We start from the raw sequence: 25,755 nt of genomic DNA on the forward strand, positions 1-25,755 counted from the left end.
ATTTTGTAATCGCTGAGTTTGCTATATTTTACAGGCATTACAGAACAAATCTATCCAATTGTTCCGGTCTTAAGCCTTATAAAAAAAGGGAGGTCGAATAGACCTCCCTCGCAATTTAGGCCGCATCCCAGAACTTGATTATATCTTTACAAGCCTTTGATATTTCCGATTCGATCTTAGCAGAATCCGAAGGCGCAGTGGTAATCGTGCCACTAAAGACATCTACGCACAAACACATGCTAGGATCGACTAGGGCGTCAGGATCTTCCACTGAAACAAAACTCCTTAGGTACATCATAAGTAGCGTTGCAACTTTTCTTGATTTGCTTCGGTCAAATTTTCCAGTCTTGGAAGTATGAAATTTAACAGCACCATAATGCCATTTATCACCTCTGCGAACTTTAAAAATCAAATTCGGATCAGCAATTAGCACGACTCCTTGATATTTAAAGTCTCTTTTCTTGGTTTTAATGAAATCTATTCCGTCGCGTTTTAATGCGGAAGGTACTTTCATCGTAATAAACCTCTCCAATAAATCAATTGAGCCTTTACGGTTCAGATGCTGCCAATTGGTTTGTGTTTTTTGAGCTTTCAGCTCTTCAAGGACCTCCTCAAGTATAGTCGTATCCTCTGGGTTTTTGTAAAACTTCGTCATTGCTGACTTGGATTTCACATACCAACTTACCCGAAAAGTACTCGGATTTTTCTGGCTCTTTATGATACTATTCTTCTTGGCATCTGAAGCAGACATAAATTCCGCTAAAGGATTGACAGACATTCTAACCTCACTTCTCATGCGTAATGGTTTTGCGGGTTAGACGATTTCGACGTGCTCTTTTTACCGAAGTGAGCTCTTCTGTTAAGGCAATTATTTACCATGCTCTACAAATTTGCTCAACTTGCAGAGTTATTAACATTTTGTATATTTGTGGTCTCTAATCAAAACATACAAATTCATCCCTCTACAAGGTTGGATGTTAAAATGTTCACTGTCGCGCAAACATTATGTCACAGTTGAAAACCTGCCATTTTGGCAGGTGTTTTTATTGAAGTTGATGTCTCTATTTTATAGGGATGAATTAATTCTGTGTTTTATAGCTTTTGGCATGATTTAGCGCCGATTAATCTGCCATAACGCCAGCAGCTGCGCGCAAAGCCATGCGCTCTAGTTCTCCTACTCCGAAGTCTTACCCAAGTCCATTAAGCTTTAATATCTTGTTATCTAATCCGCAAGGCGCCTGTCCTTGCACGAAGCCATTGCCGGTCAGGCAGGCTATGTGCGCATCGGTCGTGGTGCCATGCTGGAGTATTTGGAGGGGAAAGAGTTGCCGGGAATTGCGGCAGTTCTTAGTTCTTAATTTTGAGTTCTTAGTTAGGAAAGAGAAGTGAATTCGCACAAAGTGCGAGACAATTTATAATGCGTATAAGTCCATTCGCGGCCGAGCCGCGAGTCAAGAACGCTTTACTCCTTCGGGGATTTACTCGCGGCTTCGGCGCGAATTCACTCTGCCAAGCAGAATTCACCTCCACATTATAACACGGATAGCGCGAAGCACCACTTATATAACTTATGCCACTGATAACCCTGCTAGCGCGAAGCGCCACTGATACCACTTAAAACCTCCTTCTACAGCTCCTTTAAGGTATCTTCAACATCGCGTTTGACGTCATCAAACTCTTTCTCCCACCAACTGCGCCAATCGAGTTCTTCTAAATAGGGGAAGAAAGCCGGGGCCAGCGAGGCCATGGGTTCATAGAGGACGCTCTGTTGCCTATCGGCCCGCGAGGGCCAATCCAAACTCCCCTCTTGCACGGGGCGCCACAAAAAGAGCAGTACGCTGAGCAGGAACGACCATTTGACGACCCCGAATACGAGTCCGGCCAAGCGGTTGATGCCGTTCAAGGCGACGGCTTTAAGGAGCGTAGTAAGCAGTGTGGCGAGTAGATTAATGGCGATCACAATGCCCAAAAAGGTGAGGGCGAAACTGACCATGGGCAGGTATTTACGCTCGATATCGACCTGTTGTACCAGGTACTCGGCCACCCAATCGGAGAAGTGGATGGCGCCCCAGATACCGAGGATGAGCGCGGCCAGGGTGCACAGTTCAATGATGAATCCGTTGCGGAAGCCGCGGTAGGCGCCCCAAACCAGAGGGAGTATCAGAATGATGTCGAGTGTTTGCACGGCGTGAAAGTAACGATAATTTGGGGGTAGGTAGTACCTTTACGGCATGGAAGAACTGAAGGAAAAGTGGGATCGGTTGGTGAAGCAGTTGAGCGATCGCTTTGCGGATGGCGACGAAATGGATGTTCCGGCGATCGTGTTCCTGGTGGGCGTGAATGAGCTCGGACAGGGCTATCTGAGGTTCAAAAAAGACGAAAAGGTCGACTTAATGCACATTGGGCTGTGTCGGCTTTTGAGTCGATATGGCTACTACGAGTTCGAGGGAGAGGATGAAGAGGGCTGGCCGCACTGGAGGGCTACAGAAAAATTGCCCCAGCTCTCACCGGGGCAACAAAATATTTTGGTCAAAGAAGCTTTGGTCCTTTACTTCGAGGAGTCGGGCATTTACTGAATGGCCACTTTTTCGGAGACGGTTTGGCCTTCTTCGAGCTTAACGAAGCCCGAACCTGTGAGGTCGCCTTTTTGTACTTCGATATTGAGTACCATTTTGGCAGGGAACTCAAAACTGGCTACCCCGTTGCCGTTCGTGATGTCATGGGTATCGACGATACAATCCGTACAAGGCGCATAAAGGCGTACAAAAGCGTTTTGAACACGGGTTTCGTTACCCAATGTATCTTGAATAACGACGATGACATTCGCCTTGTAGAAGGTCTCCTCCTTACACGAACTCATTGTCATCACCATCCCTAAAAAGCCCGCTAAGAGTACAGCTAAGGCTACCTTTCCGCTTTTCATAATCGCCTCGAATTTAGTAATATTGCCGATCAAATATACATATAATTACGAACATTCATGTTGAGTCGTGTACAGGAGCTATTAGAGGAAGTGCAGGCCTTTTCGGGCGGCACCAAGGAGGAGCTCGAAAGCTTCAGAATGCGCTTTCTCGGCAAGAAAGGCGTTATGAACGATTTATTCGCGGCGTTCAAGGATGTTGCGCCTGATCAGCGCAAAGAATTTGGGCAGCGGCTTAACGAGCTCAAGAATGCCGCTCAGGCTAAGGTCGACGAACTCAAGACCGCTTTGGAGTCGGAGCGTTTATCGGGCGCATCGGGCCTAGACCTCACGCGATCACCTGAGCCTATTGCTCTGGGCGCGCGCCACCCGGTATCGCTTGTGAAGAACCGCATCATCGGGATCTTTTCGCGCATTGGCTTTACCCTGAGTGAAGGTCCCGAGATCGAAGACGACCGGCACAACTTCAGCGCGCTTAACTTTACCGAAGAACATCCGGCCCGCGATATGCAGGATACCTTTTTCGTGATGCGCAACCCCGATTACTTGCTCCGCACGCACACCAGTTCGGTGCAGGTGCGTCACATGGAAAAGAATCAGCCGCCGATACGCATTCTCTCGCCCGGGCGCGTGTTCCGAAACGAGGCCATCAGCGCGCGATCGCACTGCATTTTTCACCAGATCGAAGGACTTTATATCGACCGCGATGTGAGCTTTGCCGATCTGCGTCAAACCCTATTGTACTTCGCCAAGGAATTCTTCGGCGAGGAAACCAAAATTCGCCTGCGCCCCAGCTACTTTCCGTTCACCGAACCCAGCGCCGAAATGGACATCTGGTGGGGCCTTGAAAACGAGGTCGATTACCGAATGACCAAAGGCACCGGATGGCTCGAGATCATGGGCTGTGGCATGGTGGATCCGAATGTCCTGAAAAACGTGGGCATCGATCCGGAAGTATACACCGGATTCGCCTTTGGAATCGGCATTGAACGTATCGCCCTGCAGCAATTCCAAATTCCGGACATCCGCCTGTTGTTCGAAAACGACGTTCGTTTCTTAGAGCAATTTACCGAGGGAATATACTAGTCCAGAGCGATTTCGGCCTGCGGCCGGATGGGTAACATCGCGCCGTAGGCGCAGATTTCGTTGTTACTTGACCAACTTTAAAAGGGAACCGGTGAACCAGTTTTCGTCGGCCTTGATGAGCATGTTCATGAGCCGGTCGGCGTTCTGACTCATCTTTTTGAGCTCTTCGAGGCGTTCATCGAATTCCTGAGTTTCGTGTGGATCACCGCCTTCATATTGCGTTACCTGATCCAGAATACGAGCTAGCGGCTCCAGTTCGCGCTTTCGGCGCTCCTGCATCACCTGCTTAGTGACTTGCCAAATGTCTTTTTCGGCTACGAAGAACTCTTTGCGCTGGCCGGCTTTGAGCTCCTTTTGAACCAATCCCCAGTCGATGAGTGCCCGAACATTCATGTTGCAATTGCCGCGACTGATGTTCAGTTCATCCATGATTTCTTCGGTGGACATTGGGCGGGGCGATACGAGTAAAAGCGCGTGAATTTGGCTCATAGTGCGGGGAACGCCCCAGCTCGATCCCAAGGCTCCCCACGCTTGCAGGAACTTTTGCTTGGCTTCTTCAAAATGCATGTACGCGGGTTTGGATTCCTAAGGTAGTCATTTCTAAGGTCTTATCTGTATTAAATCCGATTGATCGCCTCGGCAAGTAGGCGATCTTTATCGGTGACCTTGTTTCCGGCATCGTGTGTGCTCAGCTTAAGCGTCACTTTGTTATACACGTTTTAGATCTCGGGATGATGGCCGTGTTCCTCTGCCAAATCGGCTACCATTTTCAGGAAATCAAAGGCTTGTACGAAATCCTTGAACTCAAAATGTTGGACCAATTGGCCTTGTTCTTCTTTCCACATAATTAAAAATTCCAATTGTACCGGTCAAGACCGTCCAAGGCCTTTTCCAGTAACTTCAAAGCGTTTAGGATGTCGCTTTAGTTCGCCATCTCGATAACCTGATGGAGATAGCGAGTAGTAATACTGATTGCACCTGCGATGGATCCTCCCGGAGTCATGCGCTGGATTCCGGCCGTGTCGGTGCCTTGGCAGTGAGCACTTCCATTTGGTGTTTAATGTCGTTGTCTTGAGCCGTTGAACGGAGAAAATCGACCATGCGGTAGTCGCAAATGGTGCCCGAATCCATAACTTTTACTCCTACGCTATCGCCCATGGATGTAATGCGCTCGTGCGCTGCAGCTCCCGGAAGATCGTAAGCTACGGAGGTGTCGAGGTTGATTCCGAAATCGGGCTGGATCTTGAGCGCACTTACATGGGCTCCGCGCAGCCCCGCCTCTTCTTGTACGGTGAATACGCCATAGAGGTCGTAGGCGAGGTTTTTAGCGTGCTTCAAAGTTTCGATGAGCATGTAGACACTTATGCGGTTATCGATGGACTTACAACTTACGTTGTCGCCCAACTCAATGAGGTCGCGTTCTCGAGTGATCGTATCGCCCACACGCACTTGTTTCTCAACCTCCTCTTTGGGTAAACCGAGATCCACGAAGTAGTCCTTGATCTTGGTGACCTTGTTTCGCTCTTCATTGCTCATCACGTGGATGGGCTTGCTGCCCATGACGCCGAGCAAATCTTTTCGCCCATGTACGATCACGCGCTGTGCGGTGAGGGTCTTCGGGTCGCCCCCCCCCCCCAGGGTGTGAAAACGAACGAATCCCTTGTCGTCGACATGATTTACGATGAACCCGATCTCGTCCATGAGCGCGGGAACCATGACCTTTTTACCGCTATCGCGCCCCTTTTTCACGGCGACGATATTGCCCATGTTGTCCAAGCTGACCTCATCGACATGTCCGTCAATTTCGCTGAGGATCAGTTCGCGAATACGCGACTCTTAACCGGGCGCTCCGGGGGTTTCGAAAACTTTCGAAAGTAGGGGTATATTGAGTTCTTCGATCATTCTACCTTACTGATTTTCAACATATTCGTCATTCCGCGCTCTTCGATCGGCATACTTGCGATCTTGATGATCAAGTCGCCTTCACGAGCCAAGCCTTCTTCAACGATGATGTCTTTGATATCCTGGAAGGTTTGGTCCGTACTTTGGTATTCATCGTAATAAAAACCTTGCACACCCCAGAGTAGGCTCAAAGTGTTCAAGATGGTTCTATTCTGGGTGAATACGTAGATATTTGTTCTCGGTCGATGGCTCGAGATCTTGAAGGCCGTATAACCGGAATGTGTATTGGTCAAAACCGCCTTAGCTCCGATTTGGTCGGCGATTCGGCTCGCGTTGTAGCAGATGCTGTCGCTGACGTATCGCTCGTCGCTGTGGTCAAAAGGAGGATACTCTTCGCGTTGTATCTGGCTCGATTCTTCGACATGGGCGATGATCTTTTTCATGTTCTTGATCACCTCGACCGGATATTTACCCACAGAGGTCTCGCCCGATAACATCATGGCATCGGCTCCGTCAAGTACTGAGTTGGCCACATCGCTCACCTCGGCGCGAGTTGGGGTAAGACCGTCGATCATGCTTTCCATCATCTGGGTAGCGATGATAACGGGTTTGCTGTAGGCCCGCGCTTTCTGGGTGATCATTTTTTGAATGAGTGGAACTCCCTGCATGGGGATCTCCACACCTAAATCGCCGCGCGCTACCATAAGCGCGTCCGTTTCTTTGATGATTCGCGTGATATCGGCAACGGCTCCGGGCTTCTCGATCTTCGAAATAACCTTGGCACTGGATTTACGATCGCGAATGATCGATTTGAGCTCCATGACGTCTTCGGCCTGGCGGACGAAACTTATAGCAACCCACTCCACCCCCAGATCAAGCGCATAATGAAGGTCTTTCATGTCCTTCTCCGTAAGGCAAGGAAGGGAGATCTTGGTATTGGGCAGATTTACCCCTTTCTTGGATTTTAGAGGGCCTCCTTGGATCACCTTGACCTTAACTTCGTCTTTTCCGTTGGTCTCAACCGTTTCAAAAACAAGTTTTCCGTCGTCGAGCAAAATGCGTTCTCCCGGCTTTACATCCTGAGGGAATTGCTGATAGGTCATGAACACTCGCGTGCCATCTCCTTCGCATTCGTTAGTGGTCATCATTAGCTCGCCTCCGGGCTTAACGAAGGTCCCTTCTTTCACAACTCCAACGCGGAGCTTGGGGCCTTGGAGATCGGCCAATATAGCCACATTGCTACCGAGTTCATCGTTCAGTGAATGTATTTGGTCGACATTCTGTTTGGCGACCTCATGGCTGGCATGTGAAAAGTTGATTCGGAACACATTGACGCCTGCTTGAATCATGTCGCGCATGACATCGCGGTCCGAGATGGCCGGTCCTAAAGTGGCCACGACTTTACATTTGGTAATCATATTCGGTTCATGTTGCGAAGAGCGCAAATTAACCAATTTAAACACACTCCTCGTTAGGTGAGTAAAGCCCTACTGATCGAGAAAAAGTAGATGATCGCGGTGCTTTAGTTGTTCGGGGTCCACGTTCTTGATGGCCAGCACCCCGGGAACGTTGCGAACCAGCGTTTGTAGTCGCTCTTCTTGATGGCCTCCCAGAAGTCCGTGTACCACCAATAAATAGTCAAAGGTCTTCAGCTCGGGAAGCAAGTACTCTGTTCGGTAACTTTCTTCCTGGCCCGAGAATAAGCCCTCGTCGGCGCTGGGAAGTAACTGGCTACCCCGATTCGATGCCAAGAACCAATCGCGGTCCATATCGGCTTCTTCGTGCTCAAAATAGGTGTATTGTGTTGGCGCGGCCCCTTTAAGTCCTTCGAGTAACAGATCCCGTTCGCTACGCTTCATCCGTACTTCTAGATCGCGATTGAGGAAATAGACCAAACGGTAGTCGGCTAGGTCGCTGCGAATTCCCAATAGATAAAAGTCGTAGTCGTAATCGAGCTCTAGTGTGAGTTTGGCGGCACCCATCAGATCTGGATTCCGAGTTTCTCAATGGCGACTTTAGCCGCTTGTTCTTTGGCCGATTTCTTACTCGACCCCGAACCATCTCCTGCCTTTTCTCCATCAATGATCAATGTGCTCTTGTACGTACGGTCGTGACTTGGGCCCGAAGCGTCTTCAATCTCGAACTCCAATTCTACACGAGATTTCTGAGCCCATTCGTGTATGACACTTCGGTAGCTCAATACTTCCTGATGCAGTTCACCTTCATCGACAAAGCGGGCGATCATGCGGTCGCGAATGAAGGTATCGGCCACCTCGTATCCTCGATCTAAGAAAATCGCGCCGACCAGCGCTTCCATAACATTCCCGAGCAAGTGGCGAGAGCACTGGCTTTGGTCGAGGTTCTGGCGGATCATCGGTTCAAGCTCCAATTCCTCGGCAAAGCGATTCAGACTCTTACGACTCACGATCTTCGATCGGTTCTGGGTCAAAAAGCCCTCGTCTTCTTCGGGGTATTTATGATAAAGGTAGTCCGACACCACGGCGTCTAAAATGGCATCGCCCAGGTACTCCATCCGCTCATTGTGATCTTCGTCTTTACCGCGGACATAGGAGCTGTGCGAAAAAGCCTGATGGTAAAGGGCCAAGTTTTTGGGCGCGAACCCAAGGACTTTCTTGAGTCGGTCAAAAAAACCCCCATCTTCTTCAAGACGGGGATTCTCTTTAAATATGTTCAGGAGCTTCATTTGGTCAGTCCACCTTTTTAAAGAGAACCGATGCGTTGTGCCCTCCGAATCCGAAAGTGTTACTCAACGCCGCCCTGATCTCGCGTTTCTGAACCGTGTTGAACGTCAGGTTCAACTTATCGTCCAAGTCCGGATCATCTGTAAAATGGTTGATCGTTGGAGGAACCATACCGTGCTTCATGGCCAATACCGAGGCAATGGCTTCGACCGCTCCGGCCGCTCCGAGCAAGTGTCCCGTCATACTCTTCGTCGAAGAGATATTCAATTTATATGCTTGCTCGCCAAATACCTGCTGAATAGCCTTGGTTTCCGCGATATCTCCCAAGGGAGTACTGGTACCGTGAACGTTTACGTAGTCCACTTCATCAGGCGACATTCCGGCATCTTCCAGTGCATAGAGCATCACATTCTTGGCTCCGAGTCCCTCTGGATGTGGAGCAGTAAGGTGATGTGCATCGGCCGACATCCCACCACCGGCTACCTCCGCATAGATCTTGGCTCCACGTGCTTTCGCATGCTCGTACTCCTCGAGAATGAGCGCTCCGGCTCCCTCTCCGAGAACGAAACCATCGCGATCCTTATCGAACGGACGCGACGCCGTTGCCGGATCGTCGTTCCGAGTGCTTAAGGCGTACATGGCGTTGAATCCACCGATACCGGAGTCGACCACAGCAGCTTCTGAGCCACCGGTGACCATGATATCGGCCTTACCCATACGGATGTAGTTGAATGAATCGATGATCGCGTTCGACGAACTCGCACAGGCCGAAACCGTAGCGAAATTAGGGCCGCGGAATCCATACTTGATGGAAATTTGTCCGGCGGCGATATCGATGATCATCTTGGGAATAAAGAACGGGTTAAAACGCGGAGTGCGGTCCCCTTCGAAATAGTTCTCGGTCTCCTGGCTGAAGGTCAAGAACCCACCAATACCTGAACCCCAGATCACCCCGGCGCGATCGTGATTGATGGCCTCTAGGTCGATGCCTGAATCCTGCATCGCCTCTTCGGCCGTCACCAACGCGTACTGGGTGAACGGATCCATTTTTCGCGCTTCTTTACGATCAAGATGCTCCAACGGGTCAAAATTCTTGACCTCGCAGGCAAACTGCGTCTTGAACTTGGAAGCGTCGAATTTGGTGATGGGTGCCGCCCCACTTCTACCGGTCGTCAATCCTTCCCCATACTCGGCAAGGTTATTCCCGATCGGCGTGAGGGCCCCCATACCGGTGACCACAACTCGCTTCAGTTCCATATAAATGGAGGCTTATTTTGCTTCTTCGATGTACTTGATGGCTTCGCCTACTGTACCGATGTTCTCAGCTTGATCGTCTGGAATCTGGATGTCGAATTCTTTTTCGAATTCCATGATCAGCTCAACGGTATCCAGTGAGTCAGCTCCTAAATCGTTGGTGAAGCTCGCTTCTTGAGTAACTTCGTTTTCGTCAACTCCGAGTTTATCAACGATGATTGCTTTCACACGTGATGCAATGTCAGACATGTTTCTATAGGTTTAGCAGTTAGTATGCAAATAACTAAATATTCCGCAAATATAAGCTGTCTGAACAACTTGGTTCCCCTTTATCCAAAAAAAGCGAATTTTGCCCTATGTCAAAATCACTTGTCATATTCGCCAGCGGATCGGGATCGAACGCCGAAAACATCGTGCGATACTTCGAGAATCACCCTGAAATAGAGGTCCGAGCGATCCTGACCAACAACCCCAATGCCGGGGTCCTAGACCGGGCCGACCGCCTGGGAATTCCTGGACGCGTATTCAACCGCGAAAAGTTTCGAAACCCCGATTACATGCTCAAAGTACTGCGCGATTTCGAAACCGATTACATCATTTTAGCCGGATTCCTCTGGCTTGTGCCCTCGTACCTCGTAGAGAGCTTTGAGCGTAAAATGATCAATATCCATCCGGCTTTGTTGCCCGCCTACGGCGGGAATGGGATGTATGGCGATAACGTTCACCGCGCCGTCGTGGCCGATGGAGTATCAGAGTCCGGTATTACCATTCACTTCGTTAATGAGCGGTACGATGAAGGAGTCGTGATCGCCCAGTTCACTTGTCCTGTGAATTCCGACGACACTCCCGACTCCCTGGCCGAACGCATTCACGAGCTCGAATACGCCCATTTCCCGCCTACTATCGAGCAGGTGATAAAAGACAATTCATGAAGATAAACCTCTACACCGACGGTGCCGCCAGTGGAAACCCCGGTCCCGGAGGCTACGGAATAGTCCTCGAGGCCGGAAAACACCGCAAGGAAATTTCGGAAGGATTTCGACGAACCACCAATAATCGGATGGAGCTACTCGCAGTGATCGTTGGGTTGGAGAGCTTGAAGATCCCCAATAGCGATGTTACCGTATGGAGCGACAGCAAGTACGTGGTTGACGCCGTTGAAAAAGGCTGGGTCTTCAACTGGGTCAAAAAGGACTTCAAGGGCAAAAAGAACGAAGACCTATGGCGTCGTTTTTTGCGCATTTACCCCAAGCACAAGGTCAAATTTCGCTGGATCAAAGGACACAACGATCATCCGCAAAATGAACGGTGCGACCGACTCGCCGTGGAAGCCGGAAAACAGCCCGGCCTAAAGATCGATAGTTGGTACGAGACCAACGGTTGATCATCGGCCCGTAGGGCCATAAATCACCGCTTTAAAGGCACTCAGCCGAGTGCTTTCCGCTAATTTTATCGATTCCAGTAGCTCTTGAGCCGCGGATGAGTCTCTGCGGCCTTGATGGCGGCCATCTCGTTCCCGAGTCGTTCGACCATGGAATTTACCCATTCGCCTTCGTCACTTCGCTCCTGAAGAGCGTCGCGGAGGCTTTCGAGGTTGCTCATGGCGGCGTATCGAAGGTACCAGCGCGAATCGTTCCGCGCCGCATCGGCCAAGACCGTATAACCGTCGGCGATCACGTTTTCATCTTGACCGGCGAGGTAGTCGGCGTAGATGCCACGCAGTGAAACGGCAGAATACCCACTAGACTCCATCGCTTTGGCCTTCATGAAAGGCGCATCTTGTTTTGCTCTGTGGTCGGCGATCACGCGCATACATGCGGTAATGAGGTTCGACTTAGCGTCGGGACCCAACTTGCGGGCTTGACTGAGTGCCATTTCTGCGTTCTTGCTAGCCAATCCGTTCAATGCAGCAGCATCAACGCTGTACGATGGGTCGTTCAACCGAGCGATGTAAAACTCGTTATCGGTTTCGCCGTAAACATTCGACATGACTCCTACCGCGGCGGCTCGAACCGAAGATTCTTCGTCTTCGTAGGCCATTTCCTTTACGTTCGATTTGAGTGCGAGTGCCTTGGATGAGTCGGCCCGATCCATAGCTTGCAGTGCCTGAATTCTCAGGTATTCGTGTGAATCGTTCAGGGTGGCTATGATCGTCTCCGTAATGACTGCAGTATCGTTACTGGCGAGCAGTGCCGCTTGCGCATCGATTCGGTCCATGAGTATTGCGCCCATCTTGTAGAGCTTTTTGTAGTCGTCCGCTGAGCGGTTGTCCTCAATTTGAGCAAGCAACATGCGATCCCCGTCGAAATTAACGAGGTCGGCTCTAGTGTCAACCTTAAATCGGAACTCCTCTTCACCTTCGTCGATGACCACTTCGTGACGCGTTACCCGATCACTTGAGTACACGTCAATGGCCACAGGGAGGTAGTACAGTGGCGTGGTTTCGAGGTTTTGCGTCTGCTTTACGCGAACGATTTGCTCATTCGTTGAGTCGCTGTAGGCGTATTCCACTTCGAGTTGCGGGTGGCCCGATGAAAAGAACCACTGGTTGAAAAACCAGTTGAGATCCTCTCCGGTCACTTCTTCCATGGCCAATCGCAGGTCGTGCATTTCCGCTGGTTGGAATTCCTTGTTGCGCAGGTATTTTTCGAGTCCGGCAAAGAAAGCCTCGTCGCCGAGGTAGTTCCGCAGCATGTGCAAGATGCGTCCTCCTTTTGCGTAGGAGTGATTGTCGAACATCGCCTCTTTATTGGTGTAGTTGAAACGGATCATATCGACTTGCTTACCGCGTTCAAATTCCCCTAAATAACTTTTGAGCTCGCCCCAAAGGTGGTAGTCGGCGCTTTCGACTCCATAGGCGTGTTCGCGCCAGAGGTATTCGCCGTAAACCGCAAAACTTTCGTTCAGCGGGAGGTTCGACCAGCTCTCGCAGGTGACCAGATCCCCGAACCACTGGTGGAACAATTCGTGGGCGATGATGTCGTGCTGTGGGCGATCGAGAACGGTGCGGTCGTCTTGGTAAACGAATTCGCCGTGAATGGTGGCCGTAGTATTTTCCATGGCCCCCGACACGTAATCGCGCACGATAATTTGACCGTACTTGTCCCAAGGGTATTCAACCCCGAGGACATTGCTAAAGAACTCGAGCATATCAGGTGTTTCTCCAAAGATGGTACGGGCATATGGTTCGTACTCCTCTTCAACGTAGTAGCTCACTTCTTTTTCGCGCCAGGTGTCGGTGACCTTTTTGAAAGGCCCAACGCCGAGCATCACCAAATACGGTGCATGCGGTTGGTCCTGCTTCCAGTAATCGAGTCGAGTACCGTCGTTATTCTCGACGCTGTACGCCAGTGTTCCGTTCGAAAGTGTGGTGTACTTCTGATCTACGGTCAGGAAAATTTCCTGACTCATTTTCTGATTCGGTTTATCTAGCGTGGGAAACCAGCAGCTGTTCGATTCAGTCTCGCCCTGCGTCCAGAGTTGTGTGGCCTTGTCTCTTTCTGTTCCGGCGGGGTTTATGAAGTAGAGCCCCTTAGCACCGGCAATGGCGTCGAACCCAATTCGGTCGAGCTCATTGGGCTTTGCCACGTACTGGATGTAGATCTTTAAGGTATCGTCGCGAGAAAATTCCTTCCCCAGGACGATATCGATCTCGAGGTCATCGTAGGTATATTCGAGGTCGGTTTTGACGGTATCCTCGATCAGTTGAATCTTGTACAGGTCGAACCCTTTTGCTTCAACCTGAAAGTGGTCAGTAGAGTAGAACCAAGGGGATACATCGAGCCAGGCACGCCCGATGACATGTTGGTTTTCCCAATCGAATTTGAGGTCGAGTTTGGTATGGATCAGGTCGAACTTCTTTGTGACTTCGGCTTGATATATCGGTCGCTGGGCGACCACGGATTCTGTGATCTCGACCTCATCTAGCATTACTGTTTCGGTGTTCTTCATCCCGCCGCAGGCGGCAAATAAAAAGGCCCCTAGGGCGGGCAAAATCCATTTCTTCATGTGAAGGTCTGTTATTTCGGACAAATATAACCGACTTTTTATAGCTGTTGTTTTGTACTTTAGAGGCATGATTAAAAGCATCGTCAACGACACGACCTACGAAGTCGAATTCGAAGAGGGGTCGAACCACGAGGGTACCATGAGCGGTAAGTCTTTTCGGCTCGATGAAGTCAGTGAAGGCCCTGGACGCTACCACGTATTGATGGAGCATAAGTCGTTCCGCGTGGAAGTCCTCGAAGCCGATATGGACGCCAAGAAAATTACCCTGAGGGTGAACGGCAACCGCTATAAGGTTGAAGTTCGCGACCGTTTTGACCAGCTATTGCGTCAACTCGGATTAAACAATTTGGGCACTGTTGCGGTGAATGAGATCAAGGCCCCGATGCCGGGACTGGTCTTGCGCGTTGAAGCCAAAGTGGGATCCGAGGTAAAAGCGGGCGAGCCCTTACTCGTTTTGGAGGCGATGAAGATGGAGAACGTGATCAAATCGCCCGTTGACGGGTCCGTGAAATCGGTGAAGGTGTCGAATGGCGATGCTGTAGAGAAGAATCAGGTTCTGGTCGAGTTCGCTTAAGCTTCAATAGGGGAATCCCCACTGAAATACTCCTTGTTCGAGACGAATCGAATCGGTTCCGTTGACTTCGTACAGCCAGCAGTCCGTTTCCATTTCAACGACGTATGCCATATCGCCGTGTTCATTTTCTTTGAACGCGGTGTAGTTGGTCAATTCCACCTGTTGTGTTTGTCCGCCCAGGATCGGCGAAGAAACGTACTCATTTCCTTGTCCGTCCTTGTAGCGAATGGCGATCTCTCGCGACCGCGCAGGCGTTGGGGGTGAATTAGAAACCTTTTCATAGGTAAACGGCGCGATGCAAAAACCGGGTGTAAATCCGATCGTAATCGGTCGTTCATAAACGAAGAAGTTCGTACTGTCGATGGCCGAGAACAACACCGTGATATTGAAAACGCCATTCGTTTGATAGGTATGCGTTACGTTCCAGCTCGGTTGTGGAGGCGATCCGTCACCCATGTCGATGATGATGTTTCCGCCGTTGATAATTTTGGGTTGTACATCGACCTGCACCGTGGGTGAAGCACCGGTTTGCTGCACGTTTACTTCAAAGAATTGTGAAGCATTCAAATTGATGACATTCGCATGCGTGCCAATACAACCTCCCGGGCTCATGACCGTGCAGATGACTTGAGTAAAGAAGGGCGTTCCGGGGCCAATATCATAGGTGTGTTGTACTATGGTGCCTTGACCTGTATTGCCGTCGCCGAAGTCCCAAAGTACCGCGTTAGGTCCTGTTGGACCTGTCGGCCCAACATATTCGAAGGATAGGGTTTTCGAAAGAATGGGGGTATTGTCGATGGGCGGATTCATAACCACGATACCGGGCTGAAGGGCCGAATCGACCAAAGCTCCTGCTGGCGTTTGGGGGCGATGAATGAGCGCAATGCGCATTTCAGGACCACACCCCGGACAATCGGGATCGTGCATTTCACCGCTCAAAACGGATCCACCAACAATAGAGGTGTCGGGTGTTCGGTTGGTGGTCATCCGATATCCATTGGCTCCGGCGACCATATGGGCGGAGTCACCATCGATCAGGGCCGTCATGGTAAAAACAGGCGCCGGTGCCGGATCCCCGGGGTCATATGGGCCGATCTCATCTGCGCAGCCCACCAGGAGCAGCAAACAAAGAGAGAACAATATGGAGCCTATGTGTTTCATCGGAATAAGCTGTAATGCACCCCAACGCGCACTTGCCAGGGCACCGGAGCCAGGGCTTCGGAATCGAGTAGATCGCGATCAAGTATATAATAATTTACGGCCGTATTCAGCGATAGGTGCTCATTAAGCCTGAATTGGTAGCCCACGGACCAGCTGATGTTCCAGCGGCGCATGCCGTAGACATATCCATAAGTTTGGTAACTGTCGAGCTGTTCGACATCGTACCACTCCTGAAGTTCTTCGGAAACCTTTACTTGTGCGGGCAGCATGTAGGTCACACTGAGCCCACAGGCCATGAAGTGTCGGTCCGCGAGGCGATAGCGAATGCGCACCGGGACTTCGAGCTGAAGCGATTGGCCCGCCTCGATATACCGCACTTGTGTTGCTTCGCCCATTCCATATACCGAGCGTGCAAAGGTCACCGACCCTTGAGTTCCGGCAATGAAATAACCGGTAAGTTCCGTTTCAAAGCTAAATTGGTCATCGAGGCGTCGGGCATACCGCACACCAAATTCCGGTGAGTATTTCGTTAGGTCGAATCCATCCGGCACATCCGCCAAGCGCATGGATCGGCCCGCTGCGATGAGGGCCCAGTCGTGCACGCCTTCTGGGCTTACGCCTTTTTTGGAGGCGGGAACATCGAAATCACTATTGACCAATATTTGTTGAACGTCGTTGTTTTCATCTGTCGGAATTGCTCTTGGCTCAATAGCTTCCAATTCAACTAAATAATTAGGAAGGTTACATTCGCTTACTGCATCTGGCAATAACGGAAGAGTATGCTCAACGACGTCTACAGCGGGCATTTCGGCCGGGTTGTCTATACTTCCGTTGGTAGCGAGCTCCACGCCTCCTGTTTTATCCTCAATTGAAGCTGTTGTTGGGGGATTAAGGGTATTAGCCGGAAGATTTTGACCAGAAGGCAAGTCCTTCTCATCGGCCTGAGTTCCCGAGCTCTGTTCTAATGCTGCATCACCTGCAATCTCATGAGCGTTAGGCTCTGATTTTGACTCCACCTCTATACTTTTTCTCGTAGGCTCCTCTATTCCCGATTCCTCATTTTTTTCGGTTGTTGAAGCCGGTGTTGTTGCTGGCGCTATTGCCGTATCTCCACCACCAATCCACTGCATTCCTCCGATGGTCAGCAGGATCGCCACCAATGCCGCTCCGGTCCACCACGCAAATTTACGGCGACGACGGCGGGTCTTCATGGCTGAATATCGGCTCATGGCCGACTCGAAACCAGCTTCCGTGGCCTGGAAATCCGCAGATGCGATTCCGGCCGCTAAGGCCGCATCCACACATCTGGGATCGTTGCGATCGAGAATAGCCTCCGCCTTATCCCATGAACTCATGGAAAAGAGGAAGTCCTGCTCATTCGCAGCGTCTTCAAACTGTTTATCGAATTCCTGGTCGCTCACTTGGCAGCCATTTTCTTTTGTTCGTACATCCGAGCCTTAAGCAGCTTTCGCGCATTGGCCACGTGCCATTTACTCGCGCTGATGCCCACGCCGAGCATTTCACTGATTTCTTTATGCATGTACCCGTCGATAGCGCATAAGTTGAAGATCTGTCGACTTTGCTCCGGCAATTCGCGGATCATTTGCATGAGTTCCTCTGCGGCGAATTGCTGATTCAAGGGGTCAAAATCATTGAAGGTATCTTCAACCACTCCTTCGGGATAACTTTCGATCCGGCGCGCATTCTTTCGGTACTCGTCGATGGCCGTATTGACCGTTATTCGCTTGAGCCAAGCGCCGAAAGGATATTGTGGATCGCACTTCTCGAGACCGAAGAGCACCTTGCAAAACGCGAGGTTCAGCAAGGCCTCTGCATCGGCTCGTTGTTTCGTATACCGGAAGCAAATGCGCATCATGAAGGCAAAGCACAGCCGATATAACTAGAACTGTGCTTTGCGGTCTTCATGGAGACACTTTTTTATTAATTCCGGTGCTACGTCCATTTATTGCTTTACGATACGCAAGTAGTCAACGCTAGACCCTTGGATCACCTGCAAGATGTAAGTTCCCGCCGGTACACCGCTCAGGTCGAGCTGCTCTTGGTTCTGGCCCTCGCGGGCCGATGTGTATGTATCGAGTAACGTTCGGCCCGACATATCGATGACCCGCATCGAAACCTCATCCGTACGGTCGCTGGCAAAGTTCAGTTGCAGTTGTCCGATGGTCGGATTAGGATAGGCGTTCAGGTACTGAATCGATGACTCGCCCAATGAAACCGGAGCAAAGCTCCCGCCCGTCCAAGTGGCGTTCGTCACAGTAATGGTGTCACAGAATGTATCGGTGCATCCGTTTCTTGTTACCGTTAAGCACACGGGGTAAGTTCCCGGAGCACTATATAAGTGGTTAGGAAGTACGTCGGCCGAAGTAGTTCCGTCTCCGAAATCCCATGAATATGCTATCGTGGTATCGAGTGATAAGCGCACGAAGTAGTAGCTCAACGGAATGGTGTCCGGGAACGGCATGAACATGGTCGAACAAGGACTCATTGGGCCTCCGCAACCAGGGGTAATGATAATGGGTCCACCGTTCCCGCCTCCAAGGTAGCCGTATCCCGGGTTCCAAGAACCACACAACGTACTGTCAAATGGTACAACCACGGTTTGACAGAACGATGCCGTGCAAGGCCCAAAGATACTTTGACCCGTTACCGTAAGGCATACGATGTACGCTCCCGGAGCACCGTAGGTGTGGGTCGGTGTCATGGAGCTACTCGTGGCTCCATCTCCGAAGTCCCATGAATAGATCATCATGCTATCCATAACGGCTGGAAAGAAGTCAGCTGTACGGCTACTATCGGTAAGTGGCATGAAGAAGGCGTCACAAGCACCCCAGTTTCCACCCGATCTAGGGCCACCACCAGGATTCCATGGGCCACCACTGCCAGTTCCGGGACCCCATGGGCCGGTCAATTGCTGTACGGCGATCTGTTGACAAATAGTGTCCGCACAGTTTTGAGAGGCATCTGACACGATCAAGCAGATCGTGTAGGTTCCTTGAGTAGTGTAGGTGTGCTGTGGGTACATCTGGCTAGAGGTGTTTCCATCTCCAAAGTCCCATGAATAGGTCAGGGTAGAGTCCCAGTTGAAAGGGAATAGATCGATCAATAACGAAGTATCTCCGGCTGCGAAGAACATGGCATCACATGGGCCGGGGAAGTTTCCACCGCCACCGCCGGTGCCGCCACCGCCAGGATTACCTCTTCCGGTACCACCACCCGTTCCGCCTCCGCCCGGGAAGGTCACCGGATAAAGTACAGAATCGCAGTAGGTATCTGAGCAGCCCGCTCCATCAGTAATGGTCAAACAGGCAAAGTAAACTCCATTCGCCGAGTAGGTGTGCGAAGGGAACATGGCCGATGAGGTATTTCCGTCACCAAAGTCCCAAGCGTAGGTTACGCTAGAATCACTGAATAGAGGAATAAATACGGCACCACCTGCCATTGAATCAGGCAAAACGATCCATTCGGCATCGCAAATGGTGTTTCCACCACCGCCAGGTCCCTCTCCTCCCGGACCACCACCGCCTGTTCCGCCACCGGCTGTTCCGCCACCACAAGGGAGCACGAAATCAGCCGTACCGGTGGTTTGCCCGTTAAAGGAGACCAACTGTGAGTAGAGTTAACCGTTACAGTCATTCACGGCGACCACGACCATTTGTAATGGCCCTTGTAGGTTTGCCGAATAATTTCCTTGAGCATCCGTTACGGCGATCGCAAAAATGGGAGGCTGAGACAAGGAGTCAACGATCACAACCGGCTCGTTGGCAATTGGCGCTCCGTTGGAGTCCGTTACAGAACCGCTCACCGTGTAAAGAAATCCTTGCGCCCACGAGGTCGTCACGAGCATCAAAGCGACAAAAGAGAGAATGATTCTTTTCATAATGCGTTTGTTTTGTTGGAGGTACGCCTTCTTTTACGCCGGGGTTAGTTCAGGCTAAATTTTTTCGATGTTTTTTATTCCTTGGCACAGAGGGCCACTCTAAGTCCCTGAGTGGGAGTAGTTTTCAGCATGAGAAATTTTGAAAACTTCACCGTATGGAAAATGTCCAGGGACTTCGCCGTTGAAATTCATCGGGCCACTGAGGGTCTTGACGAAAGCGACAAACACGATCTGCTGCGCGATATACGACGCGATTGTATCAATACTATGAGCCAAATCGCCTTGGGTACCATTCATAAGAACCCAGAGTTCATCGATTATTTAAGTAAAGCCACTTCCTAGGTCTACAGTTGCAGGTCTCGGATCGAATTGGCCAAGCAGCTCGAGTGGATCGACGAGACCATCGTCCACGAGCTCGATGAGAAGCTGCGTCAGCTGGGGTATATGATCTATGGACTTCGGCGCAGTCTTAAAGATCGTCGTGCGGCTTAGGATTCGTAGGCCATACCTATGGCGTAGGTTCCTTGTTTCACGACGAGTGTGTCCGAAAGATCCGGTAAGAACAGCAAACAGTTGACCACACCTTCGATCTTGTAGGTCGGATTCCCCATTTCGTTGATTAAGTAGGGCTCTGTTCGCTCGATCAATAACGAGCTCGTGTCGGGCTGAGGGGCATATGCGGAGCTCCAAAGTTGTCCGTGCGCATCGAGGTAGTCGAGAGCCATGTGGCGTTTTTGCGCCCAATCGTTGTTAACGTGCAGGGTTACCGGCTCGTAGTGGCAATTGCCGTTGCACAGGCTCGACCCTACGCTGACTTTTCTTCGATAACTCGAAGAGCACCCCGAGCTCTGGTCGGTGATGGTGAGCTTCACGCTATAAATGCCCGCGGTGGCGTATTGATGCGATGGTGAATCTTCGCTCGAGTAATACCCGTCGCCAAAATCCCAACTATAGTCAACGGCAGTATCCGATTGAACGGACGAAGCGAACTGAACCGAATATCCGGTAACATCAGCTTCAAAGTTCGCGTAACAAGAAGACCTCAATGTAATGTTCTGATAACTCGATGTAGTACAACCGCTCGTATAGGCAACGTACAGGCTACAGGTTACTATGGTCGGCGCAGTCGTCAGGTCATATATATGCATGGGGTTCAGGTCCGTGCTCGTTTGTCCGTCACCAAAGTCCCAGTACACCTGTGGTGCCTGACCATGGGAACTGTCGAGCCGAGCTTCGAATTGTATCACACGGGCATTCGCCTGTAACGGTGCATAAGGCTCTAAAAACGGATGTGCCCCGATCTTGAACGAACTGTCCGGATTGAATAATTCCCCAACCACGTAATTCCTCAGCCTCAGCTCAATATTGTTCGGGCATGTAGGGCAGTCCTGAATAGTAAGGCGACCATAATGCTCGCGCGGTAGCCTGGCGCTATCCTTGAAACCCGCGTACATGTAATAGTCATTAACACCCGCCTGGGTCTTGTAACTCATTCCATTGATATCCGCACTGAACCAAAAAACAGGATCTTGCTTCCAGTTGGGCGTTTCCACGTCCTTTTCACAGGCGAAAAGGACGACGGCAATGATCATTATGGAGAGTCTATGGTTCATCTTAATCGTTGAGGCGATATTCGATCAAAAGTTTGATCTCTTTATTTCGGTCGTAAGGACTGTCAACAATAACATCATCCTCGCTCCAATCGACCAGACCCCACCGGCCGCGGAGTCCGATCTGCCAGTTCTCATTGATGCGCAGGTCGTAGCCGAGTATCACGCCATAACCCCAATAGCGCATTCCCGGCATATGTCCCCAAGCAACGTCGTCGTTGGAAACATCTCCGGCATACGGAGCCGTGGTCAAACTAGCCGTTTCGTTTTTACTCGCCATCGTGATCGAAGCATACCCTCCCGTATATACGAAGTGGCCACGAGCCACCTGATAGCGCAAGTAGAGTGGGATATCGGCCTGATACATAACTGAAGACACCATTTTCATCGAGTGATTATGGGCCCCAAAACTATACGATGCTCCGGCGAACTCATGTCCCGTTTGGGTCGATCTGCGGTACGAGTAAAGCGCACCGACATTGAGCGACAACTTCGGGTGGAACATGTACGCGTATCTGAATCCGACCGTAGGCGAGATCTGCACCTGCCCGGTCTCGGCACTGGCAAAATCCTCATATACCCGTGCGCCCATGGTGAAACCGAAATAGCTCGATTTCCCTTTTATGGGGTTGAACATTCCAGGTGCCGATGGACGAGCACTCGGTGGGCGAGACTCTCCCCGCTCCTCCTCAAGCTCCTCAGGCTCAAGCTCCGTTACTTCGGCCTGCTCTGCGATCTCGGTTTCGTTGGAAACACCTTCGTCGGCCCCATCAGCTTCAGCCATGGCGATCGACTCAGACGGACTACCAGAGCTGGTGCTCTTTTCGTCGTTAGTAGCGATCGGCGTACCTGTGCCACCACCTGGCCCACGGACCGATCGAAATTCTTCATCCGTCCTTTTTAAATCCGCTTCGTTCTCGATTCCGGATTCAGTTTCAGCTTCGTTCGTCTCGCTGGTCGCTAAACCTTCGCGGTCCAATTCCACTTCGTTAGCCACAAAGTTCACAGCCGGCCGGCCCTTTGGCATATCGATGCCAAAAACATTACTCGAAACCAATGAATCGGCCCCGAATGAAATAGCCAGCACGGCCGCAAAGACTCCAACGCGCATAGCGATATCGCGAATCCACATGCGGCGATACATACTGTCGACCATTCCCTTAGCGGCTATCCACGATCCCTCGTTAAAGGCAAATCGCTGTGCGGCGAATTTGCGTCGTACCAAGTCGTCGACCACGGCCGGGTCTTCCTTCTCGATCAAGGCTTTCGCCTTATCCCAAGAGGACTCTTGAAATTCGCGGTCTACAGCCGCGAACTTCTCCCGAAATAACTTATCGAGTTCCTTATAAGTCAATGCGAATATCCTTTAGTTCTTCTTTGATCATTTTCCTCAACAACTTTCTCGCGTGCGACAAGTGCCACTTGCTCGTACCTTCGGAGATCTTCAGCATCTCGCTGATCTCAGCGTGTTTGTACCCGTCGATCACATACAGGTTGAACACCTTCTGCGAAACCCGCGGCAACCGCAAGATCAGCTTCTTCAATTCCTCCGCCTGAAAATGGGCGTCGGCCATATTCATATCCACGTGCCCGTCAGGTAAATATTCATCGGGGTACGAATGCGTTTCCCGGTATTTCTTCTGCTTTCTGAACTCGTCGATGATCGTATTGATCGTAATTCGGCGTATCCAGGCTTCAAAGGGGACTTCGGGTTTGTACTTTTCCAGATTCATGAGAATCTTGCAGAACGCGAAATTCAACAGCGATTCGGCATCGACTTTTTGGTCCGCATAGCGAAAACAGGTACCCATCAAGATGCCGTAGCACTTGCGGTACAGGGTATACTGAGCGCGTTGATCACGCTCAATACACTTTTCTATGAGTTCACTATCAATTTCCATTGTCCAAAGAAAGGACGAGCCGTCGACCGGACGGCCCGTCTTTCCAAACCTAATCCCAATCTACTGAAAAATCAGCATCTTAAAAAACGTTGCTTCCCCCTACAGCCGGTCGTTTGCGGGGCTTTTCCACCCATTTTTTAAGCGGGCAGATTCATGGCGGTTCTCGGACAAAGGAGCCATGATTTATAGTAAGTACGGCCCCTTATCAACATAGGTTGGGTAAAATGTGAATAATTATTGCTTGACGACTCGCCTGCTCTGCCCTTCCCAGTGCACAACATAGGCCCCCGACGGCCACGCCGACGTCTCCAGAGTGCCGGGGACACCTCGGTACACCACGCGGCCCTGCATATCGATCACGGCGACCTTCGTGCCGCGAGGCACCTCTATATTCAAACGATCCGCGAAGGGATTGGGGTATATCTGAGCCTGCGGCGCGATGGGTTCCTCGGCACCAATATTGGTCGGCAGTGGCATGTTGCGCTGATAGGCTCCATTGCCGTGTGTGGCCAACCGCAGCTTTCGATTAGGCCGGCTCACAACGAGGTCCATGGCGATCACAGCTTCGGGCAGCCCCATCTGAAAGGAGTTCCAGGTACTTCCATAATCCTCACTCATGTACACCCCCAAGTCGTTGCCGACGTATAGTACTTGCGGGTAATCCGGATCCACGGCGATGGCGTTGGTGGGGATATCGGGGAGCGAGCCCGTGATATCCATCCGGCTTTGACCGAAGTCCTCGGTTACGAAAACATGTCCGCTACCGAAGCCCAAATAGGTAACATAAATGATACTATCGTTGTTGGGATGGAAGGCCAAGTCGGTCGGATAACGATCGGGTAGCGCGCTCATATCGGCCTAAATCCAACTGCCGGCTCCGTTGTTGGTCATGTAAATGTGATGCGGAAAATTTACCGGCCCGGTGGCGCAAACGGCCACGTCCGAGTTCTGTGGACTCACCGCTATGTCTGCAATGAAATTGCCGTCGAAAGAAGACCGCCCGGTGGGTGTCCAGCTTTGACCTCCGTCATAGCTGAGGTAGATCCGGTCGCGGCCGGCGTAGATACGATCGTTGTCCGTAGGGCAGATTCGGTAGGGTGCTATGAATGCCGTAAGACCATTATCGGGCAGGCTAATGACACTTAGCCAATTTCCGGCCGGGTCCAAAGTGGGCATGTTCAAATTTTGATAACTCACGAGCCTATGCGGTACCCCGTCTTACGGCAGGCCGGTATAGCTGCCGTAGCCTCCGAGAACCCTTTGCCAGGCCGGCGAACCAGTCCAAACAACAGTACTATTGTTCTGTAGCCCTCCGATGTACAACAAGGTGTCCGGAGTACCGGTGCTCGTTCCATTGTAAAGCTGAGTGGTCTGCATACCCCCGTTTATGGATTCCATGTCGAAACCGACACGGCGGAACACACCACCATCCGTTCCGAAATACACCGTGTCGGGGTGGGTCGGATGATACTCAACTTCATGTATATCAGAATGGATATAATTGTTTCCTCCATCGGGACCTCCTATCGGTGGAGTTCCAAGGGTAAGGCCATTCGATGCGGCCTGATAGAGCGTTGAACCACCGTCGGTAGAAAAACGGCATTCTACCCCCACAGCGAACAGTTTGTTGCTATCGACCGGATGGATGGCCACGTCGTGCGAAAACCAACCTTGCCAAAGGGTGTAATCGGCCGTTGAGATCGTGTTCCAGGTTTGTCCGTGATCGGAGGATTTACACAACCACGATGCCGTACCTGTTTGGAGGCGTGTGTTTCCGATGCCGGCGTAAATGATTCGGGGATCGCGTTCGAAGAGATCGAGGTGGATCTTTCCTCCAAAGGTGTTGGGTAGGCCGCTGGTGCAAAGGGTCCAAGTACCTCCGGCATCGTAACTCCGGTAAATTTCCCGGCCCGGACTAAAGAAGTTCCCGTGGGCTGCATAGAGGGTATCGGTGTCAACCGGATTAATGGCCAGGCTCATTCCCATAATGGCCGAATGGGCCTGGCTCCACGTGGTTCTGCCGTCGGAGGTTTTATAGATTCCGGCCGTGGTCGCGGCATACACGATATTGGGATCGAACGGATCAATAGCGATGTCATTGACTCCACGGCCCTAATCGTAGGTCCAGTCGAGTGCCTTGCCCCATGATTGTCCGCCGTCGGTCGACTTCAATATTCCAATACCGTACGACCCTTTAAACGGTCGCAACCACGGATCGAGTCCGGCTCCACCCGGGTTATACACTTCACCTGTTCCGATGTACATGATGCCGGTATCGCTGGGTGCGATGCGAACGGTTGAAACGCCGAGAACCGGGAATCCGGTGGTGACGCGTTCCCATGCGGCCGCTCCATCGCCCCCGGAGCGCGTACGCCAGAGTCCGCCCGAGGTGCTTCCAACGTACATAGTGCTTGGATTGGGGCGATTGATCTCGATGGCAAGGGTTCGGCCGGCTGTATTCCAAGGCCCCATGGCTTCCCAGGGCTGGGTGCTGTTATTTCGTGTGTTGCGGCTCACGGCCAAACGTTCAGCTCGTTCGTGGAACGCGGTTGCCCATCCTGCCGCAGGCAGAGATTCACTTGGATATGCCCCCTGATAGCTCCACATTTCGAGCGCTTTGGCGGCACCGGGAACCGCATCGGCAGGTCGATCGTAGTTGGTTCACACCCGTCCAAAATAAATTTTTCTGAGGCATAAAAAAGGAGCGCTGCCCAAAGGGCTGTATTTTGTAGGTATCAA

The 25,755-nt window shown here is 51.2% G+C and carries 31 protein-coding genes; 6 read left to right on the top strand and 25 right to left on the bottom strand.

What is annotated here, in order from left to right:
• Positions 1 to 115: 115 nt before the first annotated feature.
• Both J4F31_06455 and J4F31_06460 read right to left on the bottom strand, forming a co-directional pair.
• Entirely contained in the window at positions 116 to 796 is a 681-nt protein-coding gene (locus J4F31_06455; protein MCE2496199.1) for a hypothetical protein, read from the bottom strand.
• An 831-nt stretch (positions 797 to 1,627) separates the two neighbouring features.
• A complete protein-coding gene (locus J4F31_06460) occupies positions 1,628 to 2,185 on the bottom strand; it encodes a CvpA family protein (GenBank protein MCE2496200.1) in 558 nt (185 codons plus the stop codon).
• 46 nt (positions 2,186 to 2,231) lie between these two features.
• On the opposite strand from J4F31_06460, the gene J4F31_06465 reads away from it, so the two are divergent.
• The gene (locus tag J4F31_06465; protein ID MCE2496201.1) at positions 2,232 to 2,576 is read left to right on the top strand and encodes a hypothetical protein; all 345 of its coding nucleotides are present in this window, start codon (positions 2,232 to 2,234) and stop codon (positions 2,574 to 2,576) included.
• On the opposite strand, the gene J4F31_06470 is transcribed toward J4F31_06465, so the two are convergent.
• Complete coding sequence (locus tag J4F31_06470; protein MCE2496202.1) at positions 2,570 to 2,923, bottom strand: hypothetical protein; 354 nt, start codon at positions 2,921 to 2,923, stop codon at positions 2,570 to 2,572. The genes J4F31_06465 and J4F31_06470 overlap by 7 nt on opposite strands.
• Before the next feature lie 57 nt (positions 2,924 to 2,980).
• Here J4F31_06470 and pheS point away from each other — a divergent pair, with 57 nt between their 5' ends.
• Entirely contained in the window at positions 2,981 to 4,006 is a 1,026-nt protein-coding gene (pheS, locus tag J4F31_06475; protein MCE2496203.1) for a phenylalanine--tRNA ligase subunit alpha, read from the top strand.
• A gap of 63 nt (positions 4,007 to 4,069) precedes the next feature.
• Here the strand turns inward: pheS and J4F31_06480 are convergent, their stop codons facing one another.
• From J4F31_06480 to J4F31_06520, 9 genes are all read right to left on the bottom strand, one after another.
• Positions 4,070 to 4,573: a transcriptional regulator gene (locus J4F31_06480; GenBank protein ID MCE2496204.1), complete on the bottom strand. Its 504-nt coding sequence runs from the start codon at positions 4,571 to 4,573 to the stop codon at positions 4,070 to 4,072.
• Between the two features lie 50 nt (positions 4,574 to 4,623).
• Positions 4,624 to 4,722 carry a 4a-hydroxytetrahydrobiopterin dehydratase gene (locus J4F31_06485; GenBank protein MCE2496205.1) on the bottom strand — a complete coding sequence of 33 codons (99 nt, stop codon included), beginning with the start codon at positions 4,720 to 4,722 and terminating at the stop codon, positions 4,624 to 4,626.
• Between the two features lie 3 nt (positions 4,723 to 4,725).
• On the bottom strand, positions 4,726 to 4,851 hold the full coding sequence (locus J4F31_06490) for a 4a-hydroxytetrahydrobiopterin dehydratase (protein ID MCE2496206.1): 126 nt from the start codon (positions 4,849 to 4,851) through the stop codon (positions 4,726 to 4,728).
• A gap of 154 nt (positions 4,852 to 5,005) precedes the next feature.
• Entirely contained in the window at positions 5,006 to 5,773 is a 768-nt protein-coding gene (locus J4F31_06495) for a M42 family peptidase (protein MCE2496207.1), read from the bottom strand.
• Positions 5,774 to 5,904: 131 nt separating this feature from the next.
• Positions 5,905 to 7,326: a pyruvate kinase gene (pyk, locus tag J4F31_06500; GenBank protein MCE2496208.1), complete on the bottom strand. Its 1,422-nt coding sequence runs from the start codon at positions 7,324 to 7,326 to the stop codon at positions 5,905 to 5,907.
• A 69-nt stretch (positions 7,327 to 7,395) separates the two neighbouring features.
• Positions 7,396 to 7,890, bottom strand: coding sequence for an IPExxxVDY family protein (locus J4F31_06505; protein ID MCE2496209.1), 495 nt, complete (start codon positions 7,888 to 7,890; stop codon positions 7,396 to 7,398).
• The gene (gene rnc, locus J4F31_06510; GenBank protein MCE2496210.1) at positions 7,890 to 8,612 is read right to left on the bottom strand and encodes a ribonuclease III; all 723 of its coding nucleotides are present in this window, start codon (positions 8,610 to 8,612) and stop codon (positions 7,890 to 7,892) included. Before rnc ends, J4F31_06505 begins: the two co-directional genes overlap by 1 nt.
• A 4-nt stretch (positions 8,613 to 8,616) precedes the next feature.
• A complete protein-coding gene (gene fabF / locus J4F31_06515) occupies positions 8,617 to 9,867 on the bottom strand; it encodes a beta-ketoacyl-ACP synthase II (protein ID MCE2496211.1) in 1,251 nt (416 codons plus the stop codon).
• A gap of 12 nt (positions 9,868 to 9,879) precedes the next feature.
• On the bottom strand, positions 9,880 to 10,113 hold the full coding sequence (locus J4F31_06520) for an acyl carrier protein (GenBank protein MCE2496212.1): 234 nt from the start codon (positions 10,111 to 10,113) through the stop codon (positions 9,880 to 9,882).
• Between the two features lie 107 nt (positions 10,114 to 10,220).
• Between J4F31_06520 and J4F31_06525 the strand changes: the two genes are divergently transcribed.
• Positions 10,221 to 10,796 carry a phosphoribosylglycinamide formyltransferase gene (locus tag J4F31_06525; GenBank protein MCE2496213.1) on the top strand — a complete coding sequence of 192 codons (576 nt, stop codon included), beginning with the start codon at positions 10,221 to 10,223 and terminating at the stop codon, positions 10,794 to 10,796.
• Positions 10,793 to 11,248 (top strand): ribonuclease HI, encoded by a 456-nt coding sequence (gene rnhA / locus J4F31_06530; protein MCE2496214.1) that lies wholly within the window; start codon positions 10,793 to 10,795, stop codon positions 11,246 to 11,248. The genes J4F31_06525 and rnhA overlap by 4 nt, the downstream gene beginning before the upstream one ends.
• Positions 11,249 to 11,313: 65 nt before the next feature.
• Here rnhA and J4F31_06535 read toward each other — a convergent pair whose 3' ends face one another.
• The gene (locus J4F31_06535; GenBank protein ID MCE2496215.1) at positions 11,314 to 13,872 is read right to left on the bottom strand and encodes a M1 family metallopeptidase; all 2,559 of its coding nucleotides are present in this window, start codon (positions 13,870 to 13,872) and stop codon (positions 11,314 to 11,316) included.
• 67 nt (positions 13,873 to 13,939) lie between these two features.
• On the opposite strand from J4F31_06535, the gene J4F31_06540 reads away from it, so the two are divergent.
• Positions 13,940 to 14,446, top strand: a complete 507-nt coding sequence (locus tag J4F31_06540) for an acetyl-CoA carboxylase biotin carboxyl carrier protein subunit (protein ID MCE2496216.1) — start codon at positions 13,940 to 13,942, stop codon at positions 14,444 to 14,446.
• Between the two features lie 3 nt (positions 14,447 to 14,449).
• On the opposite strand, the gene J4F31_06545 is transcribed toward J4F31_06540, so the two are convergent.
• The 5 genes from J4F31_06545 to J4F31_06565 form a co-directional block, all read right to left on the bottom strand.
• Positions 14,450 to 15,607, bottom strand: a complete 1,158-nt coding sequence (locus J4F31_06545; protein ID MCE2496217.1) for a hypothetical protein — start codon at positions 15,605 to 15,607, stop codon at positions 14,450 to 14,452.
• Positions 15,604 to 17,028, bottom strand: a complete 1,425-nt coding sequence (locus J4F31_06550; GenBank protein MCE2496218.1) for a hypothetical protein — start codon at positions 17,026 to 17,028, stop codon at positions 15,604 to 15,606. Before J4F31_06550 ends, J4F31_06545 begins: the two co-directional genes overlap by 4 nt.
• Positions 17,025 to 17,483, bottom strand: coding sequence for an RNA polymerase sigma factor (locus J4F31_06555; GenBank protein ID MCE2496219.1), 459 nt, complete (start codon positions 17,481 to 17,483; stop codon positions 17,025 to 17,027). Before J4F31_06555 ends, J4F31_06550 begins: the two co-directional genes overlap by 4 nt.
• A gap of 87 nt (positions 17,484 to 17,570) precedes the next feature.
• Positions 17,571 to 19,232, bottom strand: coding sequence for a PKD domain-containing protein (locus J4F31_06560; protein MCE2496220.1), 1,662 nt, complete (start codon positions 19,230 to 19,232; stop codon positions 17,571 to 17,573).
• 12 nt (positions 19,233 to 19,244) lie between these two features.
• Positions 19,245 to 19,505, bottom strand: a complete 261-nt coding sequence (locus J4F31_06565) for a carboxypeptidase regulatory-like domain-containing protein (protein MCE2496221.1) — start codon at positions 19,503 to 19,505, stop codon at positions 19,245 to 19,247.
• 162 nt (positions 19,506 to 19,667) lie between these two features.
• On the opposite strand from J4F31_06565, the gene J4F31_06570 reads away from it, so the two are divergent.
• Positions 19,668 to 19,847: a four helix bundle protein gene (locus tag J4F31_06570; GenBank protein ID MCE2496222.1), complete on the top strand. Its 180-nt coding sequence runs from the start codon at positions 19,668 to 19,670 to the stop codon at positions 19,845 to 19,847.
• Between the two features lie 146 nt (positions 19,848 to 19,993).
• Here the strand turns inward: J4F31_06570 and J4F31_06575 are convergent, their stop codons facing one another.
• The 7 genes from J4F31_06575 to J4F31_06605 all read right to left on the bottom strand — a co-directional run bounded on the left by J4F31_06575 (position 19,994) and on the right by J4F31_06605 (position 25,623).
• A complete protein-coding gene (locus J4F31_06575; protein ID MCE2496223.1) occupies positions 19,994 to 21,097 on the bottom strand; it encodes a PKD domain-containing protein in 1,104 nt (367 codons plus the stop codon).
• Positions 21,098 to 21,119: 22 nt separating this feature from the next.
• Positions 21,120 to 22,469: a PorT family protein gene (locus J4F31_06580; protein MCE2496224.1), complete on the bottom strand. Its 1,350-nt coding sequence runs from the start codon at positions 22,467 to 22,469 to the stop codon at positions 21,120 to 21,122.
• Positions 22,459 to 23,016 (bottom strand): sigma-70 family RNA polymerase sigma factor, encoded by a 558-nt coding sequence (locus J4F31_06585; protein MCE2496225.1) that lies wholly within the window; start codon positions 23,014 to 23,016, stop codon positions 22,459 to 22,461. The genes J4F31_06580 and J4F31_06585 overlap by 11 nt, the downstream gene beginning before the upstream one ends.
• A gap of 234 nt (positions 23,017 to 23,250) precedes the next feature.
• Entirely contained in the window at positions 23,251 to 23,868 is a 618-nt protein-coding gene (locus tag J4F31_06590; protein ID MCE2496226.1) for a T9SS type A sorting domain-containing protein, read from the bottom strand.
• 6 nt (positions 23,869 to 23,874) lie between these two features.
• Complete coding sequence (locus tag J4F31_06595) at positions 23,875 to 24,192, bottom strand: hypothetical protein (protein MCE2496227.1); 318 nt, start codon at positions 24,190 to 24,192, stop codon at positions 23,875 to 23,877.
• 42 nt (positions 24,193 to 24,234) lie between these two features.
• Complete coding sequence (locus J4F31_06600; protein MCE2496228.1) at positions 24,235 to 25,080, bottom strand: hypothetical protein; 846 nt, start codon at positions 25,078 to 25,080, stop codon at positions 24,235 to 24,237.
• Positions 25,081 to 25,128: 48 nt separating this feature from the next.
• Positions 25,129 to 25,623: a hypothetical protein gene (locus tag J4F31_06605; GenBank protein ID MCE2496229.1), complete on the bottom strand. Its 495-nt coding sequence runs from the start codon at positions 25,621 to 25,623 to the stop codon at positions 25,129 to 25,131.
• Between the last annotated feature and the right edge of the window lie 132 nt (positions 25,624 to 25,755).

It is taken from the genome of Flavobacteriales bacterium, assembly GCA_021296215.1.
Classification (GTDB): Bacteria; Bacteroidota; Bacteroidia; order Flavobacteriales; family ECT2AJA-044; genus ECT2AJA-044.